Raw genomic sequence first — 22,632 nt, 5'->3', positions numbered from 1 at the left:
CTCGCGGACGGCGCTACTTGGCCCCCACCTCGAACAGCAGGTAGAGGAAGCCGCCGAAGACGTGCCCCAGCGCGATGTAGATGAGCAGTCGCACCCACAGGGCGCGCGGGAACTTCTCCTGCATGGTGCTCATGGCATCTCTCCGGGGGTCGGCCCGAGGCACAGGGTGGCCGTCGGGCTCTGCAGCAGGGTGTGGACGAAGAGCAGCTCGACCCCGTCGGGGTCCTGCGCGGCGATCCGGTGCGGGGTCGTCGAGTCGAAGTGGGCGCTGTCCCCCGCGGTCAGCCGGTGCTCGGTGTCCCCGAGGCGCAGCCGCAGCCGGCCGGTGAGGACGTGGAGCCACTCCTCACCGGGGTGCACCCGCACGACGTCGCCCTGGGAGCCGTACGGCACCTGGACGCGCAGGGCCTGCATGCCGCGGCCCGGCGCTCCGGCCCGCCAGTACGTCCAGCCGCCCGCGGCGGTGGGTACCATGTCGGCGCCGCGCACGACGGCGTCCCGGTCGGCGGCCGACTCGCCCAGCAGCTCGGCGACGGTCGTACCGTAGACCCGGGCGAGGGCGAGCAGCATCGGCAGCGAGGGCTGGCGCTGTCCGGTCTCCAGGCGGGAGAGGTGGGCGGGCGACAGCCCGGCGACGCGGGCCGCGGTCTCGAGGGTGAGGGCGGCCCGCCGCCGCAGCTCACGCAGCTGTGGCGCGACGGCGGCGACCGCGGCCTCGGCCGGGCCGGACTCGGAGGAGCTCATGCCTCCTATTCAGCCCGAATCTTGCCTGCCGGGCAAACTTCTTGCCTCGCAGGCAAATCAAGGCGCATCAAGCCCGGCGGCGGCTCAGTGGTTGGCCACCGCCTGCTTGACCAGTGTCTTGCCGAAGTCCCACATCAGGCCGCCACCGTTGTGCGCGTCCTCCATCACCTCGGTGAAGGCGTCGACGAACCGGTCCGCGTCGTCGGTGTCGATGATCAGCGGCGGGATCAGCTTGATCACCTCCAGGTGGTCGCCGGACACCTGCGTCAGGATCCGGTGCCGTTGCAGCAGCGGCACCACCACCATCTGCGCGAACAGTCCCTTGCGCGCGGCCTGGAGCATGGTCCAGCGGCTGCGCAGCTTCAGGGACCTTGGCCGGCCGAACTCGATGCCGATCATCAGCCCCCGGCCACGGACATCGGCGAGCAGCTCGTAGCGGTCCACCAGCTCGGCCAGCCTGGTCTTCAGCCCCTCCCCCACCGCCGCGGCGTTCGCCACGATCTCCTCGTTCTCCATCACCGAGAGCATCGCGAGCCCGGCTGCCATGGCCTGCGCGTTGGCACCGAAGCTCGCCGAGTGGACCAGCACCCGGTCCATCGAGGAGTACACCTTCTTGAAGATCCAGTCCCGGCCCAGTGTGGCCCCCACCGGCACATACCCGCCGGACAGCGCCTTGGCCACGCACACCAGGTCGGGCTCGACGCCGTCCTCGTGCTGGAAGGCGTAGAACTTCCCGGTCCTGCCCAGGCCCGTCTGCACCTCGTCGGCGATCAGCAGTGCCTTGTGGCGGCGCAGCAGGTCCTGGGCGGCCCGCAGATAGCCGGGCGGCGCCTCGTGCACCCCCTTGCCCTGGATCGGCTCCACGATCAGCGCGGCCACGTCACCCTTCTTCAGCTCCCGCGCCAGGGCGTCCAGGTCGCCGAGCGGGACGGCGGTGTCGGGCAGCAGCGGGGCGAAGCCGTCCCGGAAGCCGGTCTCGCCGTTGACGGACAGCGAGCCGGTGGTCAATCCGTGGAAGGCGTGCGAGCAGTACAGGATCCTCGGCCTGCCGGTCGCGAAGCGCGCGAACTTCAGCGCCGTCTCGACCGCCTCCGTGCCGCTGTTGCCGAAGAAGACCCGGTCCAGGTGGGGGCTGTAGGAGAGCAGCTTCTCGGCCAGCAGCCCGGGCAGCGGCGGGCAGTCGAAGCGGGTCAGGTCGGCCAGCGAGGCGTCCAGGACGTCGTGCAGCGCCTTGCGGACGACGGGGTGGTGACGCCCGAGCCCCATCACCCCGAACCCGGCGAGCATGTCCAGGTAGTCGTTGCCGTCCGCGTCCCAGAAGTGCGCGCCCTCGGCCCGCTCGTAGACCTTGTCGAAGCCGATGGTGCGCAGCATGCGCGGGAGCTGGTGGTTGAGGTGCCTGGCGTGCAGCTCGTACCGCTCGGCTCCGCGCTCGGCCAACAGCGCGGCGAGGTCGAACTCCTTGGTCATTCAGTTGTCTCCTTGCCCTGGCATGACGATCTGTCCGTCCCCGGACTGTTCCACCGCCGGTTCCCCGAGCGCCAGGCTCGCGCTGATCCGGCCGGCGATCTCGACCGGGGTGAGGCCGATGTCGGCGAGCACCTCGGCGCGCTTGGCGTGTGCGAGGAACTGCTCGGGTACGCCGAACCGGCGTACCGGCACGTCGACCTCGGCGTCGCCCAGTGCCAGCGCCACCGCGGAACCGACTCCGGCGGCCCGGCTGTTGTCCTCGACGACGGCCACCAGCCGGTGCCCGGCCGCCAGCGGCGGGAGCGCCGGGTCGACGGGTTTGACCCAGCGCGGATCGACGACGGTGCAGCCGATGCCGCGGGCCTCGAGCAGCTCGGCGGCCCGCAGGCAGACGGGTGCCATCACGCCGACGGCCACCAGCAGTACCTCGGGCCGGTCGGCGGCGTGCAGGACGTCGAGACCGCCGATCCGGTCCACGGCAAGTACGGCCGGTCCGACGGACTCCTTCGGGAAACGCACCAGGGTCGGCGCGTCGTCGACGGCGACCGCCTCGCGCAGCTGCGCCCGGAGCTGGTCGGCGTCGCGCGGCGCGGCGATGCGCAGGCCCGGGACGACTTGGAGGACGGACATGTCCCACATGCCGTTGTGCGAGGGCCCGTCGGTGCCGGTGATACCGGCCCGGTCCAGCACGAAGGTGACGCCGCAGCGGTGCAGGGCCACGTCCAACAGGAGCTGGTCGAAGGCACGGTTGAGGAAGGTGGCGTAGACGGCGACGACCGGGTGCAGGCCCCCGGTGGCGAGGCCGGCGGCGGACACGGTGGCGTGCTGCTCGGCGATGCCGACGTCCCAGACCCGGTCGGGGAAGCGTTCAGCGAAGGGGGCGAGGCCGACCGGGTGCAGCATGGCCGCGGTGATCGCCACGACGTCGTCGCGCTCCTCGCCGATACGGACGATCTCCTCGCCGAACACCGAGGTCCAGGACGGCCCGCCCGCGGGGCTGAGCGGCTCGCAGGTGAGCGGGTCCATCGCGCCGACGGTGTGGAAGTGGTCCTCCTCGTCGCGCAGGGCGGGTTCGTAGCCGCGGCCCTTCTCGGTGAGGCAGTGGACCAGTACGGGCCCGTGGAAGCGTTTCGCGCGCCTGAGCGCCGACTCGACGGCGCCGATGTCGTGTCCGTCGATCGGGCCGAGGTACTTCAGCCCCAGGTCCTCGAAGAGCCCTTGCGGGGCGAAGGCGTCCTTGAATCCCTTCTTGGCACCGTGCAGCGCCTCGTAGACGGGGTTGCCGACCACGGGCGTGTGCTGGAGCACGGCCTTGCCCCAGGCCAGCATCCGCTCGTAGCCGTCGGTCGTGCGGAGCGTCGCGAGGTGGTTGGCGAGGCCGCCGATGGTCGGCGCGTAGGAGCGTTCGTTGTCGTTGACGACGATGATCAGTGGCCGGTCCCGGGCCGCCGCGATGTTGTTCAGGGCCTCCCAGGCCATCCCGCCGGTGAGGGCGCCGTCACCGATGACGGCGACGACATGGCTGCGCTCCCCCTGCACCTGGCGGGCCTTGGCGAGGCCGTCGGCCCAGCCGAGGACGGTGGAGGCGTGGCTGTTCTCGATGACGTCGTGCTCGGACTCCTCGCGCGAGGGATAGCCGGACAGGCCGCCCTTGCTGCGCAGTTTGGAAAAGTCCTGACGTCCGGTCAGGAGTTTGTGTACGTAGCTCTGGTGGCCGGTGTCCCACAGGATGCGGTCGTCCGGCGACTCGAAGACCCGGTGCAGGGCGACGGTGAGTTCCACCACCCCCAGGTTGGGTCCGAGGTGACCGCCGGTGCGGGCGACCGCGTGCACCAGGAAGTCACGTATCTCCTCGGACAGTTCGCCGAGTTCCGCCTCGGACAGCGCCTTCAGGTCGCGTGGTCCCCGGATGCTCTCCAGAATCGTCACGCTCGGGCCCCCTTCGGTCCGTGTTCAGCTCACGGTGACGGCCGGCTCCCCCGACGCGCCGTCCTTCTCCATCTGCTCGGCGATCCTCATCGCCTCCTCGATGAGGGTCTCCACGATCTTGGACTCGGGGACGGTCTTGACGACCTCGCCCTTGACGAAGATCTGGCCCTTCCCGTTGCCGGAGGCGACACCGAGGTCGGCCTCGCGGGCCTCGCCGGGGCCGTTGACGACGCAGCCCATGACGGCGACGCGCAGCGGCACCTCCATGCCCTCGAGGCCGGCGGTGACCTCCTCGGCCAGCTTGTAGACGTCGACCTGGGCCCGCCCGCAGGAGGGGCAGGAGACGATCTCCAGCCGGCGTTCCCTGAGCCCCAGCGACTGGAGGATCTGGATGCCGACCTTGATCTCCTCGACCGGCGGGGCCGAGAGCGAGACGCGGATCGTGTCGCCGATGCCCTGGGAGAGCAGGGCGCCGAAGGCGACGGCCGACTTGATCGTGCCCTGGAACGCGGGCCCCGCCTCCGTCACTCCCAGGTGCAGCGGGTAGTCGCACTGGGCGGCGAGCTGCCGGTAGGCCTCGACCATCACGACCGGGTCGTTGTGCTTGACCGAGATCTTGATGTCCCGGAAGTCGTGCTCCTCGAAGAGCGACGCCTCCCACAGGGCCGACTCCGCCAGCGCCTCCGGGGTCGCCCTGCCGTACTTCTGGAGCAGGCGGCGGTCCAGCGAACCCGCGTTGACACCGATACGGATCGGCGTCCCGTGGTCGCGAGCCGCCTTCGCGATCTCCCTGACCTTGTCGTCGAACTGCTTGATGTTGCCCGGGTTCACCCGCACCGCCGCGCAGCCCGCCTCGATGGCGGCGAAGACGTACTTGGGCTGGAAGTGGATGTCGGCGATCACCGGGATCTGCGACTTCCTGGCGATCACGGGCAGGGCGTCCGCGTCGTCCTGGGTCGGGCAGGCCACCCGCACGATCTGGCAACCGGACGCCGTCAGCTCGGCGATCTGCTGGAGCGTGGCGCCGATGTCGGACGTACGGGTCGTCGTCATGGACTGCACCGACACCGGGGCCCCGCCGCCGACCGCCACCGGCCCGACCTGGATCCGCCGCGACACGCGTCGCTCGGCGATCGGCCGGACCGGTACCTCGGGGACGCCCAAGGGGATGGCGGTCACGACGTCACTCCCGGTTTCCGGAGACCGTCTCGCGCATGGCGCGCAGGGACTCCTTGAGCGAGCCCATGGTGGCCAGGACGGCCGTGGGCTCGTAGCCGCAGTGCGCCATGCAGTTGTCGCAGCGCGGGTCCTTGCCGCGGCCGTACTTGTCCCAGTCGGTCTCCTCGATCAGCTCCCGGTACGTGGGCACGTAGCCGTCGCTCATCAGGTAGCAGGGGCGCTGCCAGCCGAAGAGGGAGTAGTTCGGGATGGCCCACGCGGTGCACGGGAAGTCCACCTTGCCCTCGAGGAAGTCGAGGAACAGCGGGGAGTGGTTGAGGCGCCAGCGTGCCCTGTTGCCGCCCGAGAAGGCCTTCTTGAACAGCTCGCGGGTCTGCTCCACGCCCAGGAAGTGCTCCTGGTCGGGCGCCTTCTCGTAGGCGTAGGCGGGCGAGATCATCATCTCGTCGACCTTGAGGTCGTCGTTGAGGAAGTTGAGGACCTCGACGATGGTCTGCGGGGTGTCGGTGTTGAAGAAGGTCGAGTTGGTGGTCACCCGGAAGCCGCGCCGCTTGGCCTCCTTGATGGCCTCCACGGCCTCGTCGAACACCCCCTCCTTCGCCACCGACTCGTCGTGCCGCTCGCGCAGCCCGTCGATGTGCACCGCGAAGGCGAAGTACGGCGAGGGCTTGAACTTGTCCATCTTCTTGCGCATGAGCATGGCGTTGGTGCAGAGGAAGACGTACTTCCGCTTGGCCACCAACTGCCGCACGATCTCGTCGATCTGCGGGTGCATCAGGGGCTCGCCACCGGCGATGGAGACCATCGGCGCGCCCGATTCGAGCACCGCTCCCACGGCCTGCGCGACCGGCATGCGCTGCTTGAGCACCCCGGCCGGGTGCTGGATCTTGCCGCACCCCTCACACGCGAGGTTGCAGGCGAAGAGCGGTTCCAGCTCGACGATGAGCGGGAACTTGTCCCGTCGGCGAATCTTCTGTTCGGCCAGGTATGTAGCGACCTTGATGGACTGGCGCAGCGGCATGGCCATCTGGGCTCACCTCCGGGGGAGCAACAAAGAACGGTGCCATTCGAAAAATGCGGGAAGAACGGATCGAAGAACGCGGAAAGCCGATATTCCACCGCGCACCGTGCCGATCCGGACGAGTTCGTGCTCAGGAGCGTCCACGACCACACGGACGGCCGCAACCGGGCGCGGACCCGCCCGCACGGCGCTCAGGAGCGTGGCCGCGGACTCCATGTCCACGGCGATCGCGCCGGTGGCGAGCAGATCGGCGCGTTCGGGGCCGCGGACGACGTGGTCCGAGCCGGTCAGCGGCCCGGTGTGGACGGTGCGCCCGGGGACGGCTCGCGCGAGTTCCTTCACGAGCCGGTCGGTTCCGACACACGCGACGGTGCCGCGTGGGTCCCGGGTCTCCTCGGCGACGACGAGGTCGCCGGGGTGCATGCCGGGGGCGAGTCCCGCGCAGAAGCCGGTGGCGAGCACGGCGGCGGCCTCGAGTGCCGGGTCGGCCAGGACCCGGGCCACCGCGCGCTCGGCCGCCTTCGGGCCCATGCCCGTGCGCAGGACGGTGACCGGTCCGCCGGCTCCACCGCGGTCGCCGGTGCGCAGGGCGAGGTGCTCGATGCCGAGCGCGCAGGCGATCAGCAGCGGGGACGGGCCGGTCTGCGGGTTCATCAGCTGCCCTTCACCTCGGCCACGACGGGCTCGGGCGCGGCCGGGTCGGCCACGGCGGGCTCGGTCGCCTTCTTGGCGAAGGGCTCCCCGTGGACGTACCGGCCGAGGGCCGTCAGCGGGAAGACCTGACGGTAGAGGTTGTAGTTGATGGAGAAGTCCCACGGGAAGCCGGTACCCGTGAAGTAGGGCTCGTCCCAGGAGCCGTCCTCCCGCTGGGTGGCGGCGAGCCACTCGATGCCGCGCTCCACCGCCTTGGAATCCCGTTCCCCGGCCGCCAGCAGGGCCATCAGCGCCCAGCCGGTCTGCGAGGCGGTCGAGGCGCCCCGGCCGCTCCACTCCCGGACGTAGCGGTAGGAGCGCAGGTCCTCGCCCCAGCCGCCGTCCTCGTTCTGGACGGACTCCAGCCAGCGCACGGCCCGGCGGATGGCCGGATGCGAGGTGGGAAGTCCGGCGGCGGTCAGGGCGGGGATCACGGACCCGGTGCCGTAGACGTAGTTGACGCCCCAGCGGCCGAACCACGAGCCGTCCGCCTCCTGTGCGTCGAGCAGCCACTGGATGCCGCGCCGGGTGCGGGGGTCGTGGGCGAGGCCCTCGACGGCGAGCATCTCGACGACGTGCGCGGTGACGTCCGCGGACGGCGGGTCGATGACCTCGCCGAAGTCGCAGAACGGCAGCCGGTTCGGGAAGGGGCTGGTGTTGTCGACGTCGAACGCGCCCCACGCGCCGTTCTTCGACTGCATGCCGAGGTTCCAGCGCACCCCGCGTCCGATGGCCTTCTCCACCCGTTCCGGGTCGTGGTGCCTGACCCGGCGCAGGGCGAGGACCACCTCGGCGGTGTCGTCGATGTCGGGGTAGTTGTCGTTGTGGAACTCGAACGCCCAGCCGCCGGGCGGGAGTCCGGGGCGCTTCACCGACCAGTCGCCGGGGCGGACGATCTGTTCGCCGAGCATCCAGTCCGAGGCCTTCACCAGCTGCGGGTGGTCCTCGGGCACCCCGGCGTCGGCCAGCGCGATGGTGGCCAGGCAGGTGTCCCACACCGGGGACTGGCAGGCCTCGATCATCCGGGCGCCGTCCTCGCGCCACACCGCGAACCGGTCCAGCGACTCGAGGCCCGCGCGCATCACGGGGTGTTCGAGGTCGTAGCCGAGCAGGTAGAGCGCGATGACCGAGTACACGGCCGGCGGCTGGATGCCGCCCCAGCAGCCGTCGTTCTCCTGCCGCTCGATGATCCAGCGGGCGGCGGTGTTCATCGCGGCCCGCCGCAGCCGGCGCGGGGCGACCTTGCGGTAGGCGTGCAGCGCCTTGTCGAGGCGCTGGAAGGCGCCGTCCCAGCTCGCGGCCGGGGCCAGGGGCTGCTGCGGGTTGGGGCTCGCCGGGTCGCTGTGCAGCTCGTCCAGCGGGAAGGGCGCGGGGCGCACCGGCCGCTTCGCGGAGACGATGGTGAGCGGCACGATGGTCTGCCGGGCCCAGCAGCCGAAGTCGTAGATGTTGAGCGGGACCCAGGTGGGGAAGTAGATGAGCTCCGGCGGGAGTTCGGGCAGGTCGTCCCACTTCCACCAGCCGAACAGGGCCAGCCAGATCCGGGTGAAGACGCGGGCGGAGGCGATTCCGCCGCGGGACCTGATCCAGTCGGAGGCCCGCGCCATGTGGGGCGCCTCGGGCGCGTCGCCGGCCAGGCGGAGGGCGACGTAGGCCTCGATGGTCGTGGACAGTTCGCCGGGGCCGCCGTAGAAGGTGGCCCAGGTGCCGTCCTCGCGCTGCTCGCCGCGGATGAACAGGGCGGCGGCCCGCGTGGTCTCCTCGTCCTGGATGCCCAGGAACTGACGCAGGAGCAGGTCCTCGGCGTCCATCGTGACGTTCGTCTCGAGGTCGCCCTTCCACCAGCCCTGGGCGTCCTGCCGGGCGAGCAGGAAGTCGGTGGCACGCCGGGTGGCGCGTGCGGCGGCTTCGGGTACCCCGGCCGCCGCGGCGGGGATCGTAATGTCGGTGTCGCTGGCCGAGGCTGCCAGGGGCCGCAGGGAGGCCCCGGTGCTTCCGTCGGTCGTCGCTGTCATGGCTTCCCCTTCGTGCAGTGTGCATACGGTGGTGCGTCTGCTTGGGTCCGCCGTCGGCCGGTGCTCGTGCGATCACGACACCGGCCGGCGACTACGCGAGGGCTATTCGACCGATAATGATCATCTCTTTCGTACGACGACGAAGTCCGCGAGCGCCGTGAACATCTCCCGCACCCGGTCGGGCATGTCGACGGCGTCGAGGGCTTCGATGGCGATGGTGTGCTGGCGGCGCGCCTCGTCGGCGGTCCACTCCCGCCCGCCCGCTTCCTCGATGAGGGCGGCGCGGGCCGCGAACTCCTCCTCGGAGAAGTTCGCGAAGTCGCTGGCCTTGGCGTCGGCGGCGAGGATCTCGCCGAGCCGCTCGGAGGCGGGCCCGCCGGCCGCGAGGGCGGCGACGACCGGCAGCGACTTCTTGCGCTGGCGCAGGTCGCTCCAGGTCTGCTTGCCGGTGGCGTCCGGGTCGCCCCAGATGCCGAGCAGGTCGTCGACGGCCTGGAAGGCGAGGCCGAGGTGGTAGCCGTACCTCTCCAGGGTGTCGGCGGTGTGCTCGTCGGCGCCGCCGAGCACCGCGCCGATGGAGCTGGCGGAGGCGAGCAGGGCGCCGGTCTTGTTGCCCTCCATCTCCAGGCACTCCTCGACGCTGACGCGGTCGCGGTGCTCGTAGGAGATGTCCTGGGCCTGGCCGTCGATCAGGGAGCGGCTGGCCTTGGTCAGCCGGCGGGTGGCGCGGCCGGCCTCGACGGTGCCCAGCTCGAGCAGCACCTCGTTGGCGAGGGCGAACAGGGCGTCGCCGACCAGGATGGCCTGGGCGGGGCCGTGCACCTTCCAGACGGTGTCTCGGTGGCGGCGCTGTTCGTCGCCGTCCATCAGGTCGTCGTGCAGGAGGGAGAAGTTGTGCACCAGTTCCACGGCCACCGCGCCGGGTACGCCGACCTCGGGCGCGGCGCCGGTGACCTCGGCGGAGAGCACGGCGAGCGCGGGGCGTACGGCCTTGCCGCCGTCGCCGTCCGCGGGGTTGCCCTGGGCGTCGATCCAGCCGAAGTGGTAGGCGGCGACGGTGTCCATGGGAGGTGCCAGGCGGTCGACCGCCGCCCGCAGAACCGGCGTGGCCAGGGTCCGGCCGCGCTCCAGAAGCGCGGTCACGTCCACCGTGGTCCGTCGATCGGCCTTCGGGGCCGGGGGCACAGTGGGCACAGTCTTTCCTCCAGTTGCGGTACCGGGAGTGCGGGCGTCGGTCCCGCGCGGATCGGCCTTCACGCCGCCTCCTCGAAGAAATCGGGAAGGAGGCCGCGGGACCGGCCGAGGGCGCCGAGCGCGGCGGCGGCCGCCCCGACACCGCTGCGAACCGCACTCTCCATGGTCGCGGGCCACCCGGTGGCGGTCCACGCTCCGGCCAGGTACAGGCCGGGTGCCTTGGTGCGGGCGCCGGGCCTCAGGCGGCCGACGCCGGGGGCGGGGGCGAACGTGGCGGTGCGCTCCCTGGTCACGAAGAAGTCCTTCACCTCGGCACCCCGGGTGCGGGGCAGCAGCCGCTCCAGTTCGGGCAGGTACCGCTCGCGCAACGCGGCCACGGGCTCGTCGATCTCGTTCTGTGCGGTCGACTGCGACAGCGCCAGGTACTGCCCCTCCTTCAGGCCGGAGGCCTCGGTGCGGTCGAACACCCACTGGACCGGGGTGCCGAGGGCCGTGAGGAAGGGCGTGGCGAGCACCTTGCGGTCGTAGATCACGTGGATGTTGAGGATCGGCGCGGTGCCGATCCTCAGAAGATTTTCCGGGGCGTCCAGCGCACCGTCCGGCAGCAGGTCGTGGGCCTCGCGCTGGGGTACGGCGAGGACGACGGCGTCCGCTTCGAGCGTCTCGCCGGGAACCTGAACGCTCCAGCCTCCGTTCTCGTTTACACAGAGGGAGGTGACGCGTGTACGGACCTCGGTACGCACGCCCGCGGAGTCGAGCGCCCTGCGGGCCAGCCGGTCGTGCAGTTCGCCCAGCGGGACGTGGGCCCAGCCGATGTCGGCCGCGCCCGGGTCGGACAGCAGACCGGTCTTGAACACCATCGCGGCGAGTGCCAGTGAGGCGTCGCCCGCGACCGCGTTGAGGGTGGCGACCCCGACCAGGTCCCACAGGGCCTCGACGGCACGCGCCGACTGACCGTGCGCGGTCAGCCAGCTGCCGAAGTCCTGGGTGTCCAGGGTCGGATCGGCGAGGTCGAGCCCCTTGAGCGCGAGCGCGGCACGCCCGACCCTGGCACGCTCGGCGAGCGAGAGATGGGGGTACGTCGCCAGGCTGCGCCCCAGATGCAGGGGCACGGGCAGCGCGTCGCGCCGCAGTCTGCCCAGGCGTCTGCCCTCGGGCCGGTCCGGGTCGAGTACGGGCACGTCGAGACGGCTTTGCACCGGTGCGAGCGCCGCTCCGCCGATCCGCTCGAGGAACCAGCGGTAGGCGGTGCAGCAGCGCAGGTACACGTGCTGGCCGTTGTCGACGGTGAGGTCGCCGCGCTGGAAGGAGAAGGCGAGTCCGCCCAGGCGCGGGCGTCCTTCGAGCAGGGTGACACGGACCCCGGCGTCGGCGAGCGCGAGCGCGGTGGTGACCCCGGCGAGGCCGCCGCCGACCACGACGGCATGCCCGCCGGGACGGAGGGCGGAGACGTCCGCGAGCTGCCCGCCGTCGCGCGTGCCGTTGCCCTGCGTCATGGTGCGCCCTTCCCTGTCGGGTCGCCGTGGTGTTTGAACGGTGTACGGCTGACCGTCTCAGTCAGGGACGCCGACCGCCACCGGAGGGTTGCCCGCCGCCGCGCGCCGGTGCTCTCGTGCCGTTCCGGCGTGTCGAGTGTGCCGGGTGTGTCCATCAGGCGCGCCTCCTGACGGTCCGCCGGGTGACGTGCCGGGTGTCGAGACCGGACAGGCCACGCACGGCGACGTACGCCTTCTCGCGTCCGGGGAGCGAGACCCGGCCGCGCAGGACCGCCTCCGGGTCGCGCTCGATGCGGTCCAGGAGGCGGCGGTAGATGCCGGCCATGGCCGCCACGCAGGCGCCGCTGCGGCGGTCGAGCATGGGCAGCAGCCGGTAGCCCTCGGCGAAAAGGGCGCGGGCCCGACGGACTTCGAAGTGCACGAGGCCCGCGAAGTCGGAGCCCTCGGGTGGCTTCGGCCCGTTGAATCCGGCGGAGCAGCCGAACTTGGCGAGGTCGTCGGCGGGCAGGTAGGTACGCCCGCCCTCGGCGTCCTCCCGGACGTCCCGCAGGATGTTGGTGAGCTGAAGCGCGAGCCCGAGCGTGTCGGCGTACTCGGGCGCGCGCTCGGTGCCGCGCGCCCCCGGTTCGGTCCCGAACACACCGAGCGAGAGGCGTCCGATGGCGCCCGCCACGCAGCGGCAGTACGTCTTCAGGTCGTCCCAGGTCTCGTAGGTCTCGCCGCGCACGTCCATCTGGACGCCGTCGATCAGCTCGTCGAGGCCGTCGAGCGGAATGGGGAACTGCCGGGCCGCGTGGGCGAGGGCGACGGCGACCGGGTCGGTGTCGTCCTCGTCGACCGCGCCGTCGTGGATCCGGGCGAGCACGGCCCGGGTCTCGTCCAGCCTCGCGACCTTGACGTCGTCCGCCAGCAGCCCGTCACCGATGTCGTCGACGCGGCGCGAGAACGCGTACAGCGCCGACATCGCCCGCCGCTTGGGCGTGGGCAGCAGCCGGATGCCGTAGGCGAAGTTGCGTGCCTGCTGACCGGTGACGGCCTCGCAGTAGCTGTAGGCGGCGAGCACCGGTGCCGACATGTTCGCTGACGACTCCACGGCCCCCATCACCCCTCTCCTCGCAGGGCCACGCCCGCCTCGCGCAGCAACTGGATCTTGCCGGACCTGGGCGGGCCGGGAAGTACGTCGTGATCCGCCGCGGCGATCGCGCGGAGCGCCGCCCTTCCTCCCGCCACGAACCCCGCGAGCAGCAGGCGCAGCCTGCCGTGGACGCTACCCACCAGGGGGGCGCCTTCATTCAGCAGGTCGCGGGCGCGCCCGGCCTCGTAGGCGACGAGTGCGCGCACCGACGCGTTCGCGGTGGGTGCGGCGAGGTCCGTCTCCTGGACGTGGAAGCGTTTCATGTCCTCGGCGGGCAGATAGATCCGGTCCCGGCCCAGGTCCTCGGCGACGTCCTGGAGGTGCTCGACGATCTGCAGGGCGGTGCAGATGGCGTCCGAGCGGCGGATCCGTTCGGGCGTCGCGGTGCCGGTGACGGCGAGGACGAGGTGGCCGACCGGGTTGGCGGACAGCTCGCAGTAGGCGAGGAGGTCGTCGTAGGTCTCGTACCGCGCGACCAGTTGGTCCTGGCGGTTGGCGGCGATCAGCCCGAGGAAGGGCGCGGGGGTCAGCGAGCGGCGGCGCACGGTGGGCGCCAGGCGGCGCAGCAGCGGGTGGCGGGGCGGGCCGTCGGAGCCGTCGGAGCCGTCGAAGACCCTGCGCAGGTCCTCCTCGAAGGCGTCCAGCATCTGCAGCCGGTCGTCGGCGTGCTCGTCGGGGACGCCGAGGAGGCGGGCGTCGGCGCCGCCGGGGGCGAGGTCGCCGTCTCCGATGTCGTCGACGAGGCGGGCGAAGCCGTACACGGCCATGAGGTCGGTGCGCCAGTCGCGGGGCAGGAAGAAGGGGGCCACGGGGAAGTTCTCGTCGGCGGCCTTGGCGAGGGTGCCGCGCTCCGGATGGACGGCGTGCGCCGTGTCGGTGACCGTCATCGCGGGCTGCCCTGGGCGGGGACGGCGCACGCTTCGCGGAGCTGGGGAGTTTCCGTAGCCATTGCCGTCACATCTCCCGTTCTACACTGCCGACCCAATACACACTATTTCGGACACGCCGCCTCGCCACCCGCGCGGCAGGCCCGCTCGAGGGTGTCGGGCATTATCGCCCCATGTGCCGCGTTTCAGGACCGGTACAGCTTACGTTGTACAACTCACGGGCGTCCGTCGGGGTGCACAGCGCATCACAACAACACACCGATTGACTTCAAGATTCCTCAGAACGCCAGGAGTTGACGTTTCCTTTGCAAACGCGGGGCCTCGCCGGAACAGTTCCGGCGAGGCCCCGGCGTGTCGGGCTACTTGCCCGTGAACTTCTCGTACTCCTTGAGCACCTCGTCGGTCGGGCCGTCCATGCGCAGCTCGCCGCGCTCCAGCCACAGCACGCGGTTGCAGGTGTCGCGGATGGACTTGTTGTTGTGGCTGACCAGGAAGATGGTGCCGGCCTTCTTCTTCAGCTCCCGGATGCGTTCCTCGGAGCGGGTCTGGAACTTGCGGTCCCCGGTGGCGAGCGCCTCGTCGATCATCAGGACGTCGTGATCCTTGGCGGCGGCGATGGAGAAGCGCAGCCGGGCGGCCATGCCGGAGGAGTAGGTGCGCATCGGCAGGGTGATGAAGTCGCCCTTCTCGTTGATGCCCGAGAAGTCGACGATCTCCTGGTAGCGCTCCTTGATCTGCTCGCGGGACATGCCCATGGCCAGGCCGCCGAGGATGACGTTCCGTTCACCGGTCAGGTCGTTCATCAGGGCCGCGTTCACGCCGAGCAGGGAGGGCTGGCCGTCGGTGTAGACCTTGCCGCGCTCGGCGGGCAGCAGGCCGGCGATGGCCCGCAGCAGCGTCGACTTGCCGGAGCCGTTGGAGCCGATCAGGCCGATGGCCTCGCCCCGGTACGCGGTGAAGGAGACGCCCCGCACGGCGTGCACCTTGCGCACGCCCCGCGCCGTGTCGTCGGAGCCTCGCTTGATCATGCGGCTGAGTGCGGCGGTGGCGCTGCCCTTGCCGGTCCTGGCGCCGTTGACGCGGTAGACGATGTGCAGTTCGTCCGCGATGACCGTCGGCACCCACTCGCCCTGCTGCTGCTCAGCCACGGCCGTACCTCTCCTCAGCCTTCCAGAAGTACACGAAGCCGCCCACGGCGACGAGTACCGCCCAGCCGAGGGCGACCGCCCACACGTGCGGCGGCAGGTTCTCGGAGCCGTACCCGTCGATCAGCGCGAAGCGCATCAGGTCCATGTAGATGGCGGCCGGGTTCCACTGGAGCACGTCGGCGAGCCACGCCGGCTTGCCCTCCAGCATGATCGGGATGGAGAACATGACGCCCGACGCGTACATCCAGGTCCGCAGGATGAACGGCATCAGCTGGGCCAGGTCCGGCGTCTTGGCGCCCATCCGGGCCACGACCAGCGCCAGCCCCATGTTGAAGAGGAACTGCAGGACGAGCGTCGGCAGGACCAGCAGCCAGGACAGCGAGGGGTAGCTGCCGAAGCCCATGACCACCGCGAACATCACGATCATCGAGGCCAGCAGCTGCTGGAGCTGCTGCAGCGCGAAGGAGACCGGCAGCGAGGCGCGCGGGAAGTGCAGCGCCCGCACCAGACCGAGGTTGCCGGCGATGGCGCGCACGCCCGCCATGGCCGAGGACTGGGTGAAGGTGAAGACGAACACACCCGTCACCAGGAACGGGATGTACACGTCCTTCGCCATGCCGCGGCCCGCGTTGAGGATCAGGCCGAAGATCAGGAAGTAGACGAGCGCGTTCAGCAGCGGCGTGGCCACCTGCCACAGCTGGCCGAGCTTGGCCTGGCTGTACTGAGCGGTCAGCTTCGCCTGGGAGAAGGCGAGGATGAAGTGCCGCCGTCCCCAGAGCTGACGGACGTACTCCGCGAGGGAAGGTCGGGCACCGCTCACGCTCAGCCCGTACTTGGCGGCGAGCCGGGCCGGTGTGAGGCCCTCGTCGGGCGACACGGGCTTGGTCATGGCGACCGTGCCGTCGTGCGTTGTCTCACTCACTGGTGGATACTTTCGTCTTCGAAAATGCTCGGCCGCGCGGGCCTGGCATGGACCTGTTGGCCCCGGTCGGGGCCGGAACACTCTCGGGTACGAGCTTGTCAGATCACCGGGGGCCGGCCCAGCCGGGTCAGGCGCCACACCGTACGCCACCTCATGGGCCGGCGAGGACCGCACGGGGTGGCCCAGCCCTCGCGGAAGCCGCCGAACCAGGCCTTGAGGGCAGGTCGCGACGGCCGGCGCAGCAGGGTGAGCGCCATCCAGACGCCGAGGTAGACCGGGACCAGGAGGGCGGGGAGGTTGCGGCGGGCGAGCCAGACGCGGTTGCGGGCGACCATGCGGTGGTAGACCGCGTGCCGGGAGGGCGCGGTCGTGGGGTGGTTCAGCACCATGTCGGACCGGTAGTCGATCATCCAGCCCGCGTCGAGCGCCCGCCAGGCCAGGTCGGTCTCCTCGTGGGCGTAGAAGAAGGCGTCCGGCAGGCCGCCGACCTGGGTGAGGACGCGGGTGCGCACCGCGTTGGCGCCGCCTAGGAAGGTGGTGACCCGGGAGGAGCGCATCGGGTCGGCGGCACGCAGCCGCGGGACGTGCCGGCGCTGGGTCTCGCCGGTGTCCGGATCCGCGATCCGGAAGCTGATGATGCCCAGCTCGTCGTCGGCCGCGAAGGCCTCGCGGCACAGCTCGGCGGTGTCGGTGCGGGCGAGCAGGCCGTCGTCGTCGAGGAAGAGCAGGACGTCGACGTCCTGGCCGCCGGGGCCGAAGGCCTCGATGCCGACGTTGCGGCCGCCGGGGATGCCGAGGTTCTCGGGCAGCTCGACGGTGCGCACGCCGTCCGGCACCTCCGGGACGGGCGCGCCGTTGCCCACCACGACCACCTCGACCCGGTCGCCGTCCTGCCCCGCGACCGAGTCGAGCAGGGCGCGCAGTTCCTCGGGGCGGTTGCCCATCGTGATGACGACGGCGCCGACCTTCATGGCCGCGCTCACTTCAGCCTGCTGGAGGCGAGGATGGACACCAGGTGCAGCAGGGTCTGCAGCAGCGCGATGCCGGCGAGTACGGCGGTGCCGAGGCGGGTGAAGAAGAGGTCGCCGCGTGCCTGGTCGGCGATCGCGAGGACGAGGATCAGCAGGGACGCCTCGATGCCGAGGATCAGCCGGTGGAACTTGAGCGCCCCGGCGGCCCGGCGGGCCAGCGCCATGCCGGAGGAGCGCGGCTCGGACGCGGCCTCCTGGACCGGCGCCTTCCCGGTCTGGTGCCGGGCGACGCCCACCAGGTCGGTCTCGGCCTTGATCAGGATGGCACCGAGCGCGGCGAGGGTGCCGAGGAAGGCCCACAGCCAGTCGATCCGGCCGGTGCCGAACACGTCGGCGGCGCGCAGGCCGAGGCCGACGAGGACCGCGGCGTCGGTCAGGTAGGCGCCGACGCGGTCGAGGTAGACGCCGGCGAGCGAGTACTGCTTGCGCCAGCGGGCGATCTCGCCGTCGACGCAGTCGAGGAGCAGGTACAGCTGGACCGCGACGACGCCGAGTATCGCGCCCCAGACGCCCGGCACCAGCAGCGCCGGGGCCGCGAGCACGCCGCAGACGGTCATCAGGTACGTGAGCTGGTTGGGCGTGATCCTGGTGTTCACCAGGTAGCGGTCGATCCGCAGCGAGACCTCGCGCATGTAGAGGCGTCCCGCCCAGTGCTCACCGCTGCGCCGGTCCTTGACTCCCGCGGGATGGACGACCGGACGTAGTTCAGCTACCGATGGCCTTGACATAGTCGGCGTACAGGTCCTTGATCTGGTCGGTGTTGAGGGCGAGGTGCTCGAGGATCGTGTAGCGGCCGGGCCGCGTCTGGGGGGCGAACTCGACGACCCGGAAGAACTCCTCGGGCGTGAAACCGATCTCCTCCGGCAGCACCGGCAGGCCGTGCCGGCGCAGGACCCCGGCCATGTGGACGGACTCCTCGTGCGCACCGCGCAGGTACATCGCGAAGGCCGCGCCCAGGCCGCACTGCTCGCCGTGGGCGGCCGCGCGCTCGGGGAAGAGCAGGTCGAAGGCGTGGTTGATCTCGTGGCAGGCGCCCGAGGAGGGCCGCGAGTCACCGGAGACCGACATGGCGATGCCGCTGAGCACCAGCGCCTCGGCCAGCACCTGGAGGAACTCGTTGTCCCCGATGCCGCCCGGGTGCCGGAGCACGGCCTCGCCGGCCTGGCGGGCCATCGCGGCGGCCAGGCCGTCGATCTTCTCGCCCTTGACCCGGTTGGCGAGCTCCCAGTCCGCGATCGCGGAGACGTTGGAGACGGCGTCGCCGATGCCGGCGCGCACGAAGCGGGCCGGGGCCGCGCGGATGACGTCCAGGTCGATGACGACGGCGATCGGGTTGGGCACGCCGTAGGAGCCGCGGCCCGCGTCGTTGTCGAGGGTGGCGACCGGCGAGCACAGTCCGTCGTGCGCGAGGTTCGTGGGCACGGCGACCAGCGGCAGGCCGATGCGCGCCGCGGCGAACTTGGCACAGTCGATGATCTTGCCGCCGCCGAGGCCGACGACCGCGTCGTAGTGGCCGCCCTTCATGGCGCCGGCCAGCTTGATCGCGTCGTCCAGGGTGCCGCCGCCGACCTCGAACCAGTCGGCGCCGGGCAGGGACGGGGCGACGCGCTCGCGCAGCCGGGCGCCGGAGCCGCCGCTGACGGCGACGGCGAGCTTGCCCGAGTGGGAGATGCGCTCGTCGGCGAGCACACACCCCAGGTCGTCGAGGGCACCCGCGCGGATGTCCACGACGACCGGCGACGGGATGAGCCTCGTCAGTACTGGCACGCGATCTCCCTGCCCTTGGCGAGGTCGTCGTGGTTGTCGATCTCGACCCACTTGACGTCGCCGATCGGTTCCACGTCGACCTTGAAGCCGCGGTTGACCAGCTCCTGGTAGCCGTCCTCGTAGTACAGCTGCGGGTCGCGCTCGAAGGTGGCCTTCAGCGCGTCGGCCAGGTCGGCGGCGGCCTCGCCCTCGATGAGGGTGACGCCGATGTACTCGCCGGTCGCCTCGGCCGGGTCCATCAGCTTGGTGATGCGCCGGACGCCCTTGTCGGGGTCGACGACGACCTTCATCTCCTCCTCGGCGAGGTTCTTCACCGTGTCGAGGGCGAGGATGATCTTCTTGCCGTCGCCGCGGGCGGCGAGCAGGGTCTTCTCGACGGAGACCGGGTGCACGGTGTCGCCGTTGGCGAGGATCACACCGTCCGCCAGGGCGTCGCGGCCGCACCACAGGGAGTAGGCGTTGTTCCACTCCTCGGCCTTGTCGTTGTCGATGAGGGTGAGCTTGACGCCGTACTTCTGCTCCAGCTCCTCCTTGCGGTCGTACACCGCTTCCTTGCGGTAGCCGACGATGATCCCGACCTCGGTGAGGCCGACCTCGGCGAAGTTGGCCAGCGTCAGGTCCAGCACCGTGATGCCGTCCTCCGCGCCCTCGGGGCCGACCGGGACCAGTGCCTTGGGCAGGGTGTCGGTGTAGGGGCGCAGACGGCGTCCGGCGCCGGCCGCCAGCACGAGGCCGATCATGCGGGTTCTCCTTCGTCGTGTACGGCGGGTGCGCCGACCTTGTGGGCGGCAACCCAGAAGCGGATGCTCTCGACGAGCACCACGAGAGCCACGGCCACGGCGAGGACCGTGAGCGCGACCTTGAACTGTGTGGCGGTGAGGAGCACGGCCAGCACGGTGATCACCAGCGTGCGGCCCTCGTGCCCCCCGACCGTCCGCACCAGCCACTGCGGCGGCGCGCCCGCGTCGCCGCGGATGCGGTAGACCGTGTCGTAGTGATGGTAGGCGACCGCGGCCACCAGCCCGAAAGCCGCCGGAAGCGCCCCGTTCACGTCGGCTTTCGCCGCCAGTACCAGTACGGTGCCGTACTCGGCGGCCCGGAAGAAGGGCGGGACCAGCCAGTCGAGGACGCCCATGAGGGGGCGGGCGACGGCGAGGGCCGAGGTCAGGACGTAGACGATCGCGGCGACGAGCGGCCAGGGGCCGCCGAAGTCGGTGAGCGCGCCCGTCGCGACGACGGCCACGCCGCCGAGGAGGGCCAGGCCGGGGGCGGCGTAGCCGGGCAGCCGGTCGGCGGTCCGGGCGAGCCCCTTGGCGGCAGCCTCGGCGAGCGGGCCGGAGTCCGTGAGGTCGGCCAGCGCCTTCGCCGCCCGGCCGGTCCGGGCGGCCTTGCGGGTCAGCGAGCGCAGGACGCGGCCGGCGCTGGTGTACGCCGCGGCGAAGGCGCAGCCGATCAGCAGCACGTAGAAGGTGATCCGGGGCGTGGCGAGTGCGGTCAGGACGGCGATGGCGGCCCAGCGTTCGCCGATCGGCAGGACGATCATGCGGCGCGCCCAGACCGTCCAGCCCACGCTGTCGAGCTTGTTGGAGAGCGCGGCGGTGGGGCTGGTGTTGGCGCCGGCGGCCGTGCTGTCGGCGTTCGCCTCGTTGAAGGAGAAGTCCACGACGTGCCGGCAGGTCTGCAGGACCATCGCGCCGAGCGCCAGCGCCCATACGTCGTCGCCGCCGCGGGCGGCTCCGAGGGCGAGGCCCGCGTAGTAGGCGTACTCCTTGGCGCGGTCGAAGGTGGCGTCGAGCCAGGCGCCGAGCGTGGAGTACTGCAGGGAGTAGCGGGCGAGCTGCCCGTCGGCGCAGTCGAGGACGAAGGAGGCGATCAGCAGCACGCCTGCGGCGACGAACCCGGCGCGGGTGCCGGTGGCGGCGCAGCCCGCCGCGATGAGCGCGGTGAACAGCGAGGCGGTGGTGACCTGGTTGGGGGTCAGGCCCCGGCGGGCGCACCAGCGGGCCAGGTAGCGCGAGTAGGGGCTGATGAAGTGGGTGGTGACGAAGCCGTCGCGGGCCTTGACCGACGAGTTCAGGCGTACGGCCTCGTCGTCGACGGCGGCGACGGCCTGCCGGGCCTCGTTGCGGGCCTGCGGGTCGGCGGGGACCGCGGCGACGAGGGTGCCCAGTGGAGGGCGGCGCACGTCCGCGCCGTCGGCGTCGAGGGCGGCGGCGATCCGGTCGGCGAGGCTGTCCACGGCCAGCGCGGTGCCGCCGCCCGCGGAGTTCTCGCGGGCCATCGCGCGGGTCAGCGCCTGGCGGGCGGGCGGCTGGGCGGTCACGGCGCCCGGGATCGCGGAGAGCGGGAAGCGGGGGTCGGTGAGACCGAGGCGCAGGGCGTGCGGGTGGCCCACGAAGCGGGCGTCGACCAAGGCGACCCGCTCCCCGCCGGGGACCCGGGCCAGCAGGGACTCGGTGTCGGCCGCACCGGCGGCGTGGTGCACGTCGAAGCCCAGGGACCGCAGCTCGCTCTCGATCGACGAACCGGGGACCGGCTGACCGGTGAGGATGGCGGTCGGCAACCGAACTCACTCCCTGGTGCCGGCGCCTGGACGCCGGGTCTGTGCATGGTGGCGCGCCCGTGCCGGCGGCACCCGGGCAGCATGTCGGCAGAGGCTATCGGATCCCCGGAACGCCGTGTTCACCGCCCGTTTCACGGTCGGTCGGCGCCGCTTGCACCCGCCTTTGCCGCGATCATCATCGTGGATCGGGGGGCCGCCCCACAAACCGCGCTCCCCAGACCGGGCATCGCGGACATCGCCCCGTGTCGGCGCATCCCCCTCAACGCTCTGACCTGCACAACATTTTCGCAGGTCAGGGCACATGACAACGGTGTTCAGTGCCGCGTTGCCGGATACCCCCTACCCGTAGTTGACTGTCATTCGGGCGCCGGACACCGGCGGCCGGTACACACAGGGAGGCGGCTTTCTCATGGGGGCTGGGCACGATCACGGGCACGCGCACGGGGCGCACGCCGGCGGGACGGCGACCGCCGCCTACCGCGGCAGGCTCCGGGTGGCGCTGGCGATCACCCTCACCGTCATGGTCGTCGAGATCGTCGGCGGCCTGCTCGCCGACTCGCTCGCGCTGATCGCCGACGCCGCGCACATGGCGACGGACGCCCTGGGGCTCGGCATGGCGCTGCTGGCCGTGCACTTCGCGGGACGCCCGGCGAGCGACCGGCGCACCTTCGGCTACGCCCGCGCCGAGATCCTCGCCGCCCTGGCCAACTGTCTGCTGCTGCTCGGGGTCGGCGGCTACGTGCTGTACGAGGCGGTCGAGCGGTTCGTCACACCCGCCGACACCGCGGGCGGGCTGACCGTCGTCTTCGGCGCGATCGGTCTGGTGGCGAACATGATCTCGCTGTCGCTGCTGATGCGCGGGCAGAAGGAGAGCCTGAACGTGCGGGGCGCCTTCCTGGAGGTGGCGGCGGACGCGCTGGGCTCCCTGGCGGTGATCGTCTCGGCGCTGGTGATCCTGGCCACCGGCTGGCAGCCGGCCGACCCGATCGCGTCGCTGGTCATCGGCCTGATGATCGTGCCCCGTACCTGGCGGCTGCTGCGCGAGACCCTGGAGGTGCTGCTGGAGGCCGCGCCCAAGGGCGTGGACATCGCCGAGGTGCGCGCCCACATACTGGCGCTCGACGGGGTCGAGGACGTGCACGACCTGCATGCCTGGACCATCACCTCGGGCATGCCCGTGCTGTCGGCGCACGTGGTGGTGAACGGCGAGGCGCTCAGCGCGATCGGCCACGAGAAGATGCTGCACGAACTGCAGGGCTGCCTCGGCGACCACTTCGACGTGGAGCACTGCACGTTCCAGCTGGAACCCGGCGGTCACGCGGAGCACGAGGCGCGGTTGTGCCGCTGAACCGGACGGTTCCCGGACGGCGGCGCAGGGCACGATCACCAATCGGACCCCTCCTCGGTGTCCGACCGGCGACGCCCGCCGCCCGCGCAA

The 22,632-nt window shown here is 71.5% G+C and carries 21 protein-coding genes; 1 reads left to right on the top strand and 20 read right to left on the bottom strand.

From position 1 onward, the window contains the following. Nucleotides 1-13 precede the first annotated feature (13 nt). The 20 genes from ACGH7X_RS33460 to ACGH7X_RS33365 form a co-directional block, all read right to left on the bottom strand. Nucleotides 14-133: a DUF6126 family protein gene (locus tag ACGH7X_RS33460; protein WP_399892504.1), complete on the bottom strand. Its 120-nt coding sequence runs from the start codon at nucleotides 131-133 to the stop codon at nucleotides 14-16. Continuing rightward, nucleotides 130-744 (bottom strand): helix-turn-helix domain-containing protein, encoded by a 615-nt coding sequence (locus tag ACGH7X_RS33455; RefSeq protein WP_399892502.1) that lies wholly within the window; start codon nucleotides 742-744, stop codon nucleotides 130-132. Before ACGH7X_RS33455 ends, ACGH7X_RS33460 begins: the two co-directional genes overlap by 4 nt. Nucleotides 745-828: 84 nt before the next feature. After that, complete coding sequence (locus ACGH7X_RS33450; protein WP_399892499.1) at nucleotides 829-2,214, bottom strand: aspartate aminotransferase family protein; 1,386 nt, start codon at nucleotides 2,212-2,214, stop codon at nucleotides 829-831. Continuing rightward, nucleotides 2,215-4,143, bottom strand: a complete 1,929-nt coding sequence (dxs, locus tag ACGH7X_RS33445) for a 1-deoxy-D-xylulose-5-phosphate synthase (RefSeq protein ID WP_399892496.1) — start codon at nucleotides 4,141-4,143, stop codon at nucleotides 2,215-2,217. It lies immediately after the preceding gene. 24 nt (nucleotides 4,144-4,167) lie between these two features. Next, the gene (gene ispG / locus ACGH7X_RS33440; RefSeq protein ID WP_399892494.1) at nucleotides 4,168-5,322 is read right to left on the bottom strand and encodes a flavodoxin-dependent (E)-4-hydroxy-3-methylbut-2-enyl-diphosphate synthase; all 1,155 of its coding nucleotides are present in this window, start codon (nucleotides 5,320-5,322) and stop codon (nucleotides 4,168-4,170) included. A 4-nt stretch (nucleotides 5,323-5,326) separates the two neighbouring features. Next, a complete protein-coding gene (gene hpnH, locus ACGH7X_RS33435; RefSeq protein ID WP_030872948.1) occupies nucleotides 5,327-6,349 on the bottom strand; it encodes an adenosyl-hopene transferase HpnH in 1,023 nt (340 codons plus the stop codon). Between the two features lie 6 nt (nucleotides 6,350-6,355). Next, nucleotides 6,356-6,997 (bottom strand): 1-hydroxy-2-methyl-2-butenyl 4-diphosphate reductase, encoded by a 642-nt coding sequence (locus ACGH7X_RS33430; RefSeq protein ID WP_399892490.1) that lies wholly within the window; start codon nucleotides 6,995-6,997, stop codon nucleotides 6,356-6,358. Further along, nucleotides 6,997-9,051, bottom strand: coding sequence for a squalene--hopene cyclase (gene shc / locus ACGH7X_RS33425; RefSeq protein ID WP_399892487.1), 2,055 nt, complete (start codon nucleotides 9,049-9,051; stop codon nucleotides 6,997-6,999). The genes ACGH7X_RS33430 and shc overlap by 1 nt, the downstream gene beginning before the upstream one ends. A gap of 120 nt (nucleotides 9,052-9,171) precedes the next feature. Continuing rightward, nucleotides 9,172-10,236, bottom strand: coding sequence for a polyprenyl synthetase family protein (locus ACGH7X_RS33420; RefSeq protein WP_399897520.1), 1,065 nt, complete (start codon nucleotides 10,234-10,236; stop codon nucleotides 9,172-9,174). A gap of 68 nt (nucleotides 10,237-10,304) precedes the next feature. Then, nucleotides 10,305-11,741 carry a hydroxysqualene dehydroxylase HpnE gene (gene hpnE, locus ACGH7X_RS33415; RefSeq protein ID WP_399892484.1) on the bottom strand — a complete coding sequence of 479 codons (1,437 nt, stop codon included), beginning with the start codon at nucleotides 11,739-11,741 and terminating at the stop codon, nucleotides 10,305-10,307. After that, nucleotides 11,738-11,896, bottom strand: coding sequence for a DUF6380 family protein (locus ACGH7X_RS33410; RefSeq protein WP_399892482.1), 159 nt, complete (start codon nucleotides 11,894-11,896; stop codon nucleotides 11,738-11,740). The genes hpnE and ACGH7X_RS33410 overlap by 4 nt, the downstream gene beginning before the upstream one ends. Then, nucleotides 11,896-12,846, bottom strand: coding sequence for a presqualene diphosphate synthase HpnD (gene hpnD, locus ACGH7X_RS33405; protein WP_399892479.1), 951 nt, complete (start codon nucleotides 12,844-12,846; stop codon nucleotides 11,896-11,898). Before hpnD ends, ACGH7X_RS33410 begins: the two co-directional genes overlap by 1 nt. After that, on the bottom strand, nucleotides 12,843-13,763 hold the full coding sequence (hpnC, locus tag ACGH7X_RS33400) for a squalene synthase HpnC (RefSeq protein ID WP_399892477.1): 921 nt from the start codon (nucleotides 13,761-13,763) through the stop codon (nucleotides 12,843-12,845). Before hpnC ends, hpnD begins: the two co-directional genes overlap by 4 nt. A gap of 359 nt (nucleotides 13,764-14,122) precedes the next feature. Continuing rightward, complete coding sequence (locus ACGH7X_RS33395; protein WP_399892474.1) at nucleotides 14,123-14,911, bottom strand: ABC transporter ATP-binding protein; 789 nt, start codon at nucleotides 14,909-14,911, stop codon at nucleotides 14,123-14,125. Beyond that, nucleotides 14,904-15,833 carry an ABC transporter permease gene (locus ACGH7X_RS33390; protein WP_399892471.1) on the bottom strand — a complete coding sequence of 310 codons (930 nt, stop codon included), beginning with the start codon at nucleotides 15,831-15,833 and terminating at the stop codon, nucleotides 14,904-14,906. Before ACGH7X_RS33390 ends, ACGH7X_RS33395 begins: the two co-directional genes overlap by 8 nt. Before the next feature lie 98 nt (nucleotides 15,834-15,931). Beyond that, entirely contained in the window at nucleotides 15,932-16,804 is an 873-nt protein-coding gene (locus ACGH7X_RS33385; protein WP_399897517.1) for a glycosyltransferase family 2 protein, read from the bottom strand. Between the two features lie 8 nt (nucleotides 16,805-16,812). Then, nucleotides 16,813-17,592, bottom strand: a complete 780-nt coding sequence (locus tag ACGH7X_RS33380) for a CDP-alcohol phosphatidyltransferase family protein (protein WP_399892468.1) — start codon at nucleotides 17,590-17,592, stop codon at nucleotides 16,813-16,815. After that, nucleotides 17,570-18,631, bottom strand: coding sequence for an iron-containing alcohol dehydrogenase family protein (locus ACGH7X_RS33375; RefSeq protein ID WP_399892465.1), 1,062 nt, complete (start codon nucleotides 18,629-18,631; stop codon nucleotides 17,570-17,572). The genes ACGH7X_RS33380 and ACGH7X_RS33375 overlap by 23 nt, the downstream gene beginning before the upstream one ends. Beyond that, on the bottom strand, nucleotides 18,619-19,371 hold the full coding sequence (locus tag ACGH7X_RS33370) for a sugar phosphate nucleotidyltransferase (protein ID WP_399892462.1): 753 nt from the start codon (nucleotides 19,369-19,371) through the stop codon (nucleotides 18,619-18,621). The genes ACGH7X_RS33375 and ACGH7X_RS33370 overlap by 13 nt, the downstream gene beginning before the upstream one ends. Beyond that, complete coding sequence (locus ACGH7X_RS33365) at nucleotides 19,368-21,194, bottom strand: DUF5941 domain-containing protein (RefSeq protein ID WP_399892459.1); 1,827 nt, start codon at nucleotides 21,192-21,194, stop codon at nucleotides 19,368-19,370. The genes ACGH7X_RS33370 and ACGH7X_RS33365 overlap by 4 nt, the downstream gene beginning before the upstream one ends. A gap of 409 nt (nucleotides 21,195-21,603) precedes the next feature. Between ACGH7X_RS33365 and ACGH7X_RS33360 the strand changes: the two genes are divergently transcribed. Beyond that, nucleotides 21,604-22,542, top strand: a complete 939-nt coding sequence (locus ACGH7X_RS33360; RefSeq protein ID WP_399892456.1) for a cation diffusion facilitator family transporter — start codon at nucleotides 21,604-21,606, stop codon at nucleotides 22,540-22,542. The last annotated feature ends 90 nt before the right edge of the window (nucleotides 22,543-22,632 follow it).

This window comes from Streptomyces sp. BBFR51, from assembly GCF_044591655.1.
Classification (GTDB): Bacteria; Actinomycetota; Actinomycetes; order Streptomycetales; family Streptomycetaceae; genus Streptomyces.
This window is presented reverse-complemented; position numbering and strand designations above follow the sequence as displayed.

Excerpts from the sequence above, each read along its gene's own strand:
- shc (WP_399892487.1), bottom strand. The coding sequence starts at position 9,051 with ATGACAGCGACGACCGACGGAAGCACCGGGGCCTCCCTGCGGCCCCTG.
- ACGH7X_RS33455 (WP_399892502.1), bottom strand. The coding sequence starts at position 744 with ATGAGCTCCTCCGAGTCCGGCCCGGCCGAGGCCGCGGTCGCCGCCGTC.
- ACGH7X_RS33360 (WP_399892456.1), top strand. The coding sequence starts at position 21,604 with ATGGGGGCTGGGCACGATCACGGGCACGCGCACGGGGCGCACGCCGGC.
- hpnC (WP_399892477.1), bottom strand. The coding sequence starts at position 13,763 with ATGACGGTCACCGACACGGCGCACGCCGTCCATCCGGAGCGCGGCACC.
- ACGH7X_RS33450 (WP_399892499.1), bottom strand. The coding sequence starts at position 2,214 with ATGACCAAGGAGTTCGACCTCGCCGCGCTGTTGGCCGAGCGCGGAGCC.
- ACGH7X_RS33460 (WP_399892504.1), bottom strand. The coding sequence starts at position 133 with ATGAGCACCATGCAGGAGAAGTTCCCGCGCGCCCTGTGGGTGCGACTG.
- ACGH7X_RS33430 (WP_399892490.1), bottom strand. The coding sequence starts at position 6,997 with ATGAACCCGCAGACCGGCCCGTCCCCGCTGCTGATCGCCTGCGCGCTC.
- hpnH (WP_030872948.1), bottom strand. The coding sequence starts at position 6,349 with ATGGCCATGCCGCTGCGCCAGTCCATCAAGGTCGCTACATACCTGGCC.
- ACGH7X_RS33370 (WP_399892462.1), bottom strand. The coding sequence starts at position 19,371 with ATGATCGGCCTCGTGCTGGCGGCCGGCGCCGGACGCCGTCTGCGCCCC.
- ACGH7X_RS33410 (WP_399892482.1), bottom strand. The coding sequence starts at position 11,896 with ATGGACACACCCGGCACACTCGACACGCCGGAACGGCACGAGAGCACC.
- ACGH7X_RS33380 (WP_399892468.1), bottom strand. The coding sequence starts at position 17,592 with ATGTCAAGGCCATCGGTAGCTGAACTACGTCCGGTCGTCCATCCCGCG.
- ACGH7X_RS33385 (WP_399897517.1), bottom strand. The coding sequence starts at position 16,804 with ATGAAGGTCGGCGCCGTCGTCATCACGATGGGCAACCGCCCCGAGGAA.
- hpnE (WP_399892484.1), bottom strand. The coding sequence starts at position 11,741 with ATGACGCAGGGCAACGGCACGCGCGACGGCGGGCAGCTCGCGGACGTC.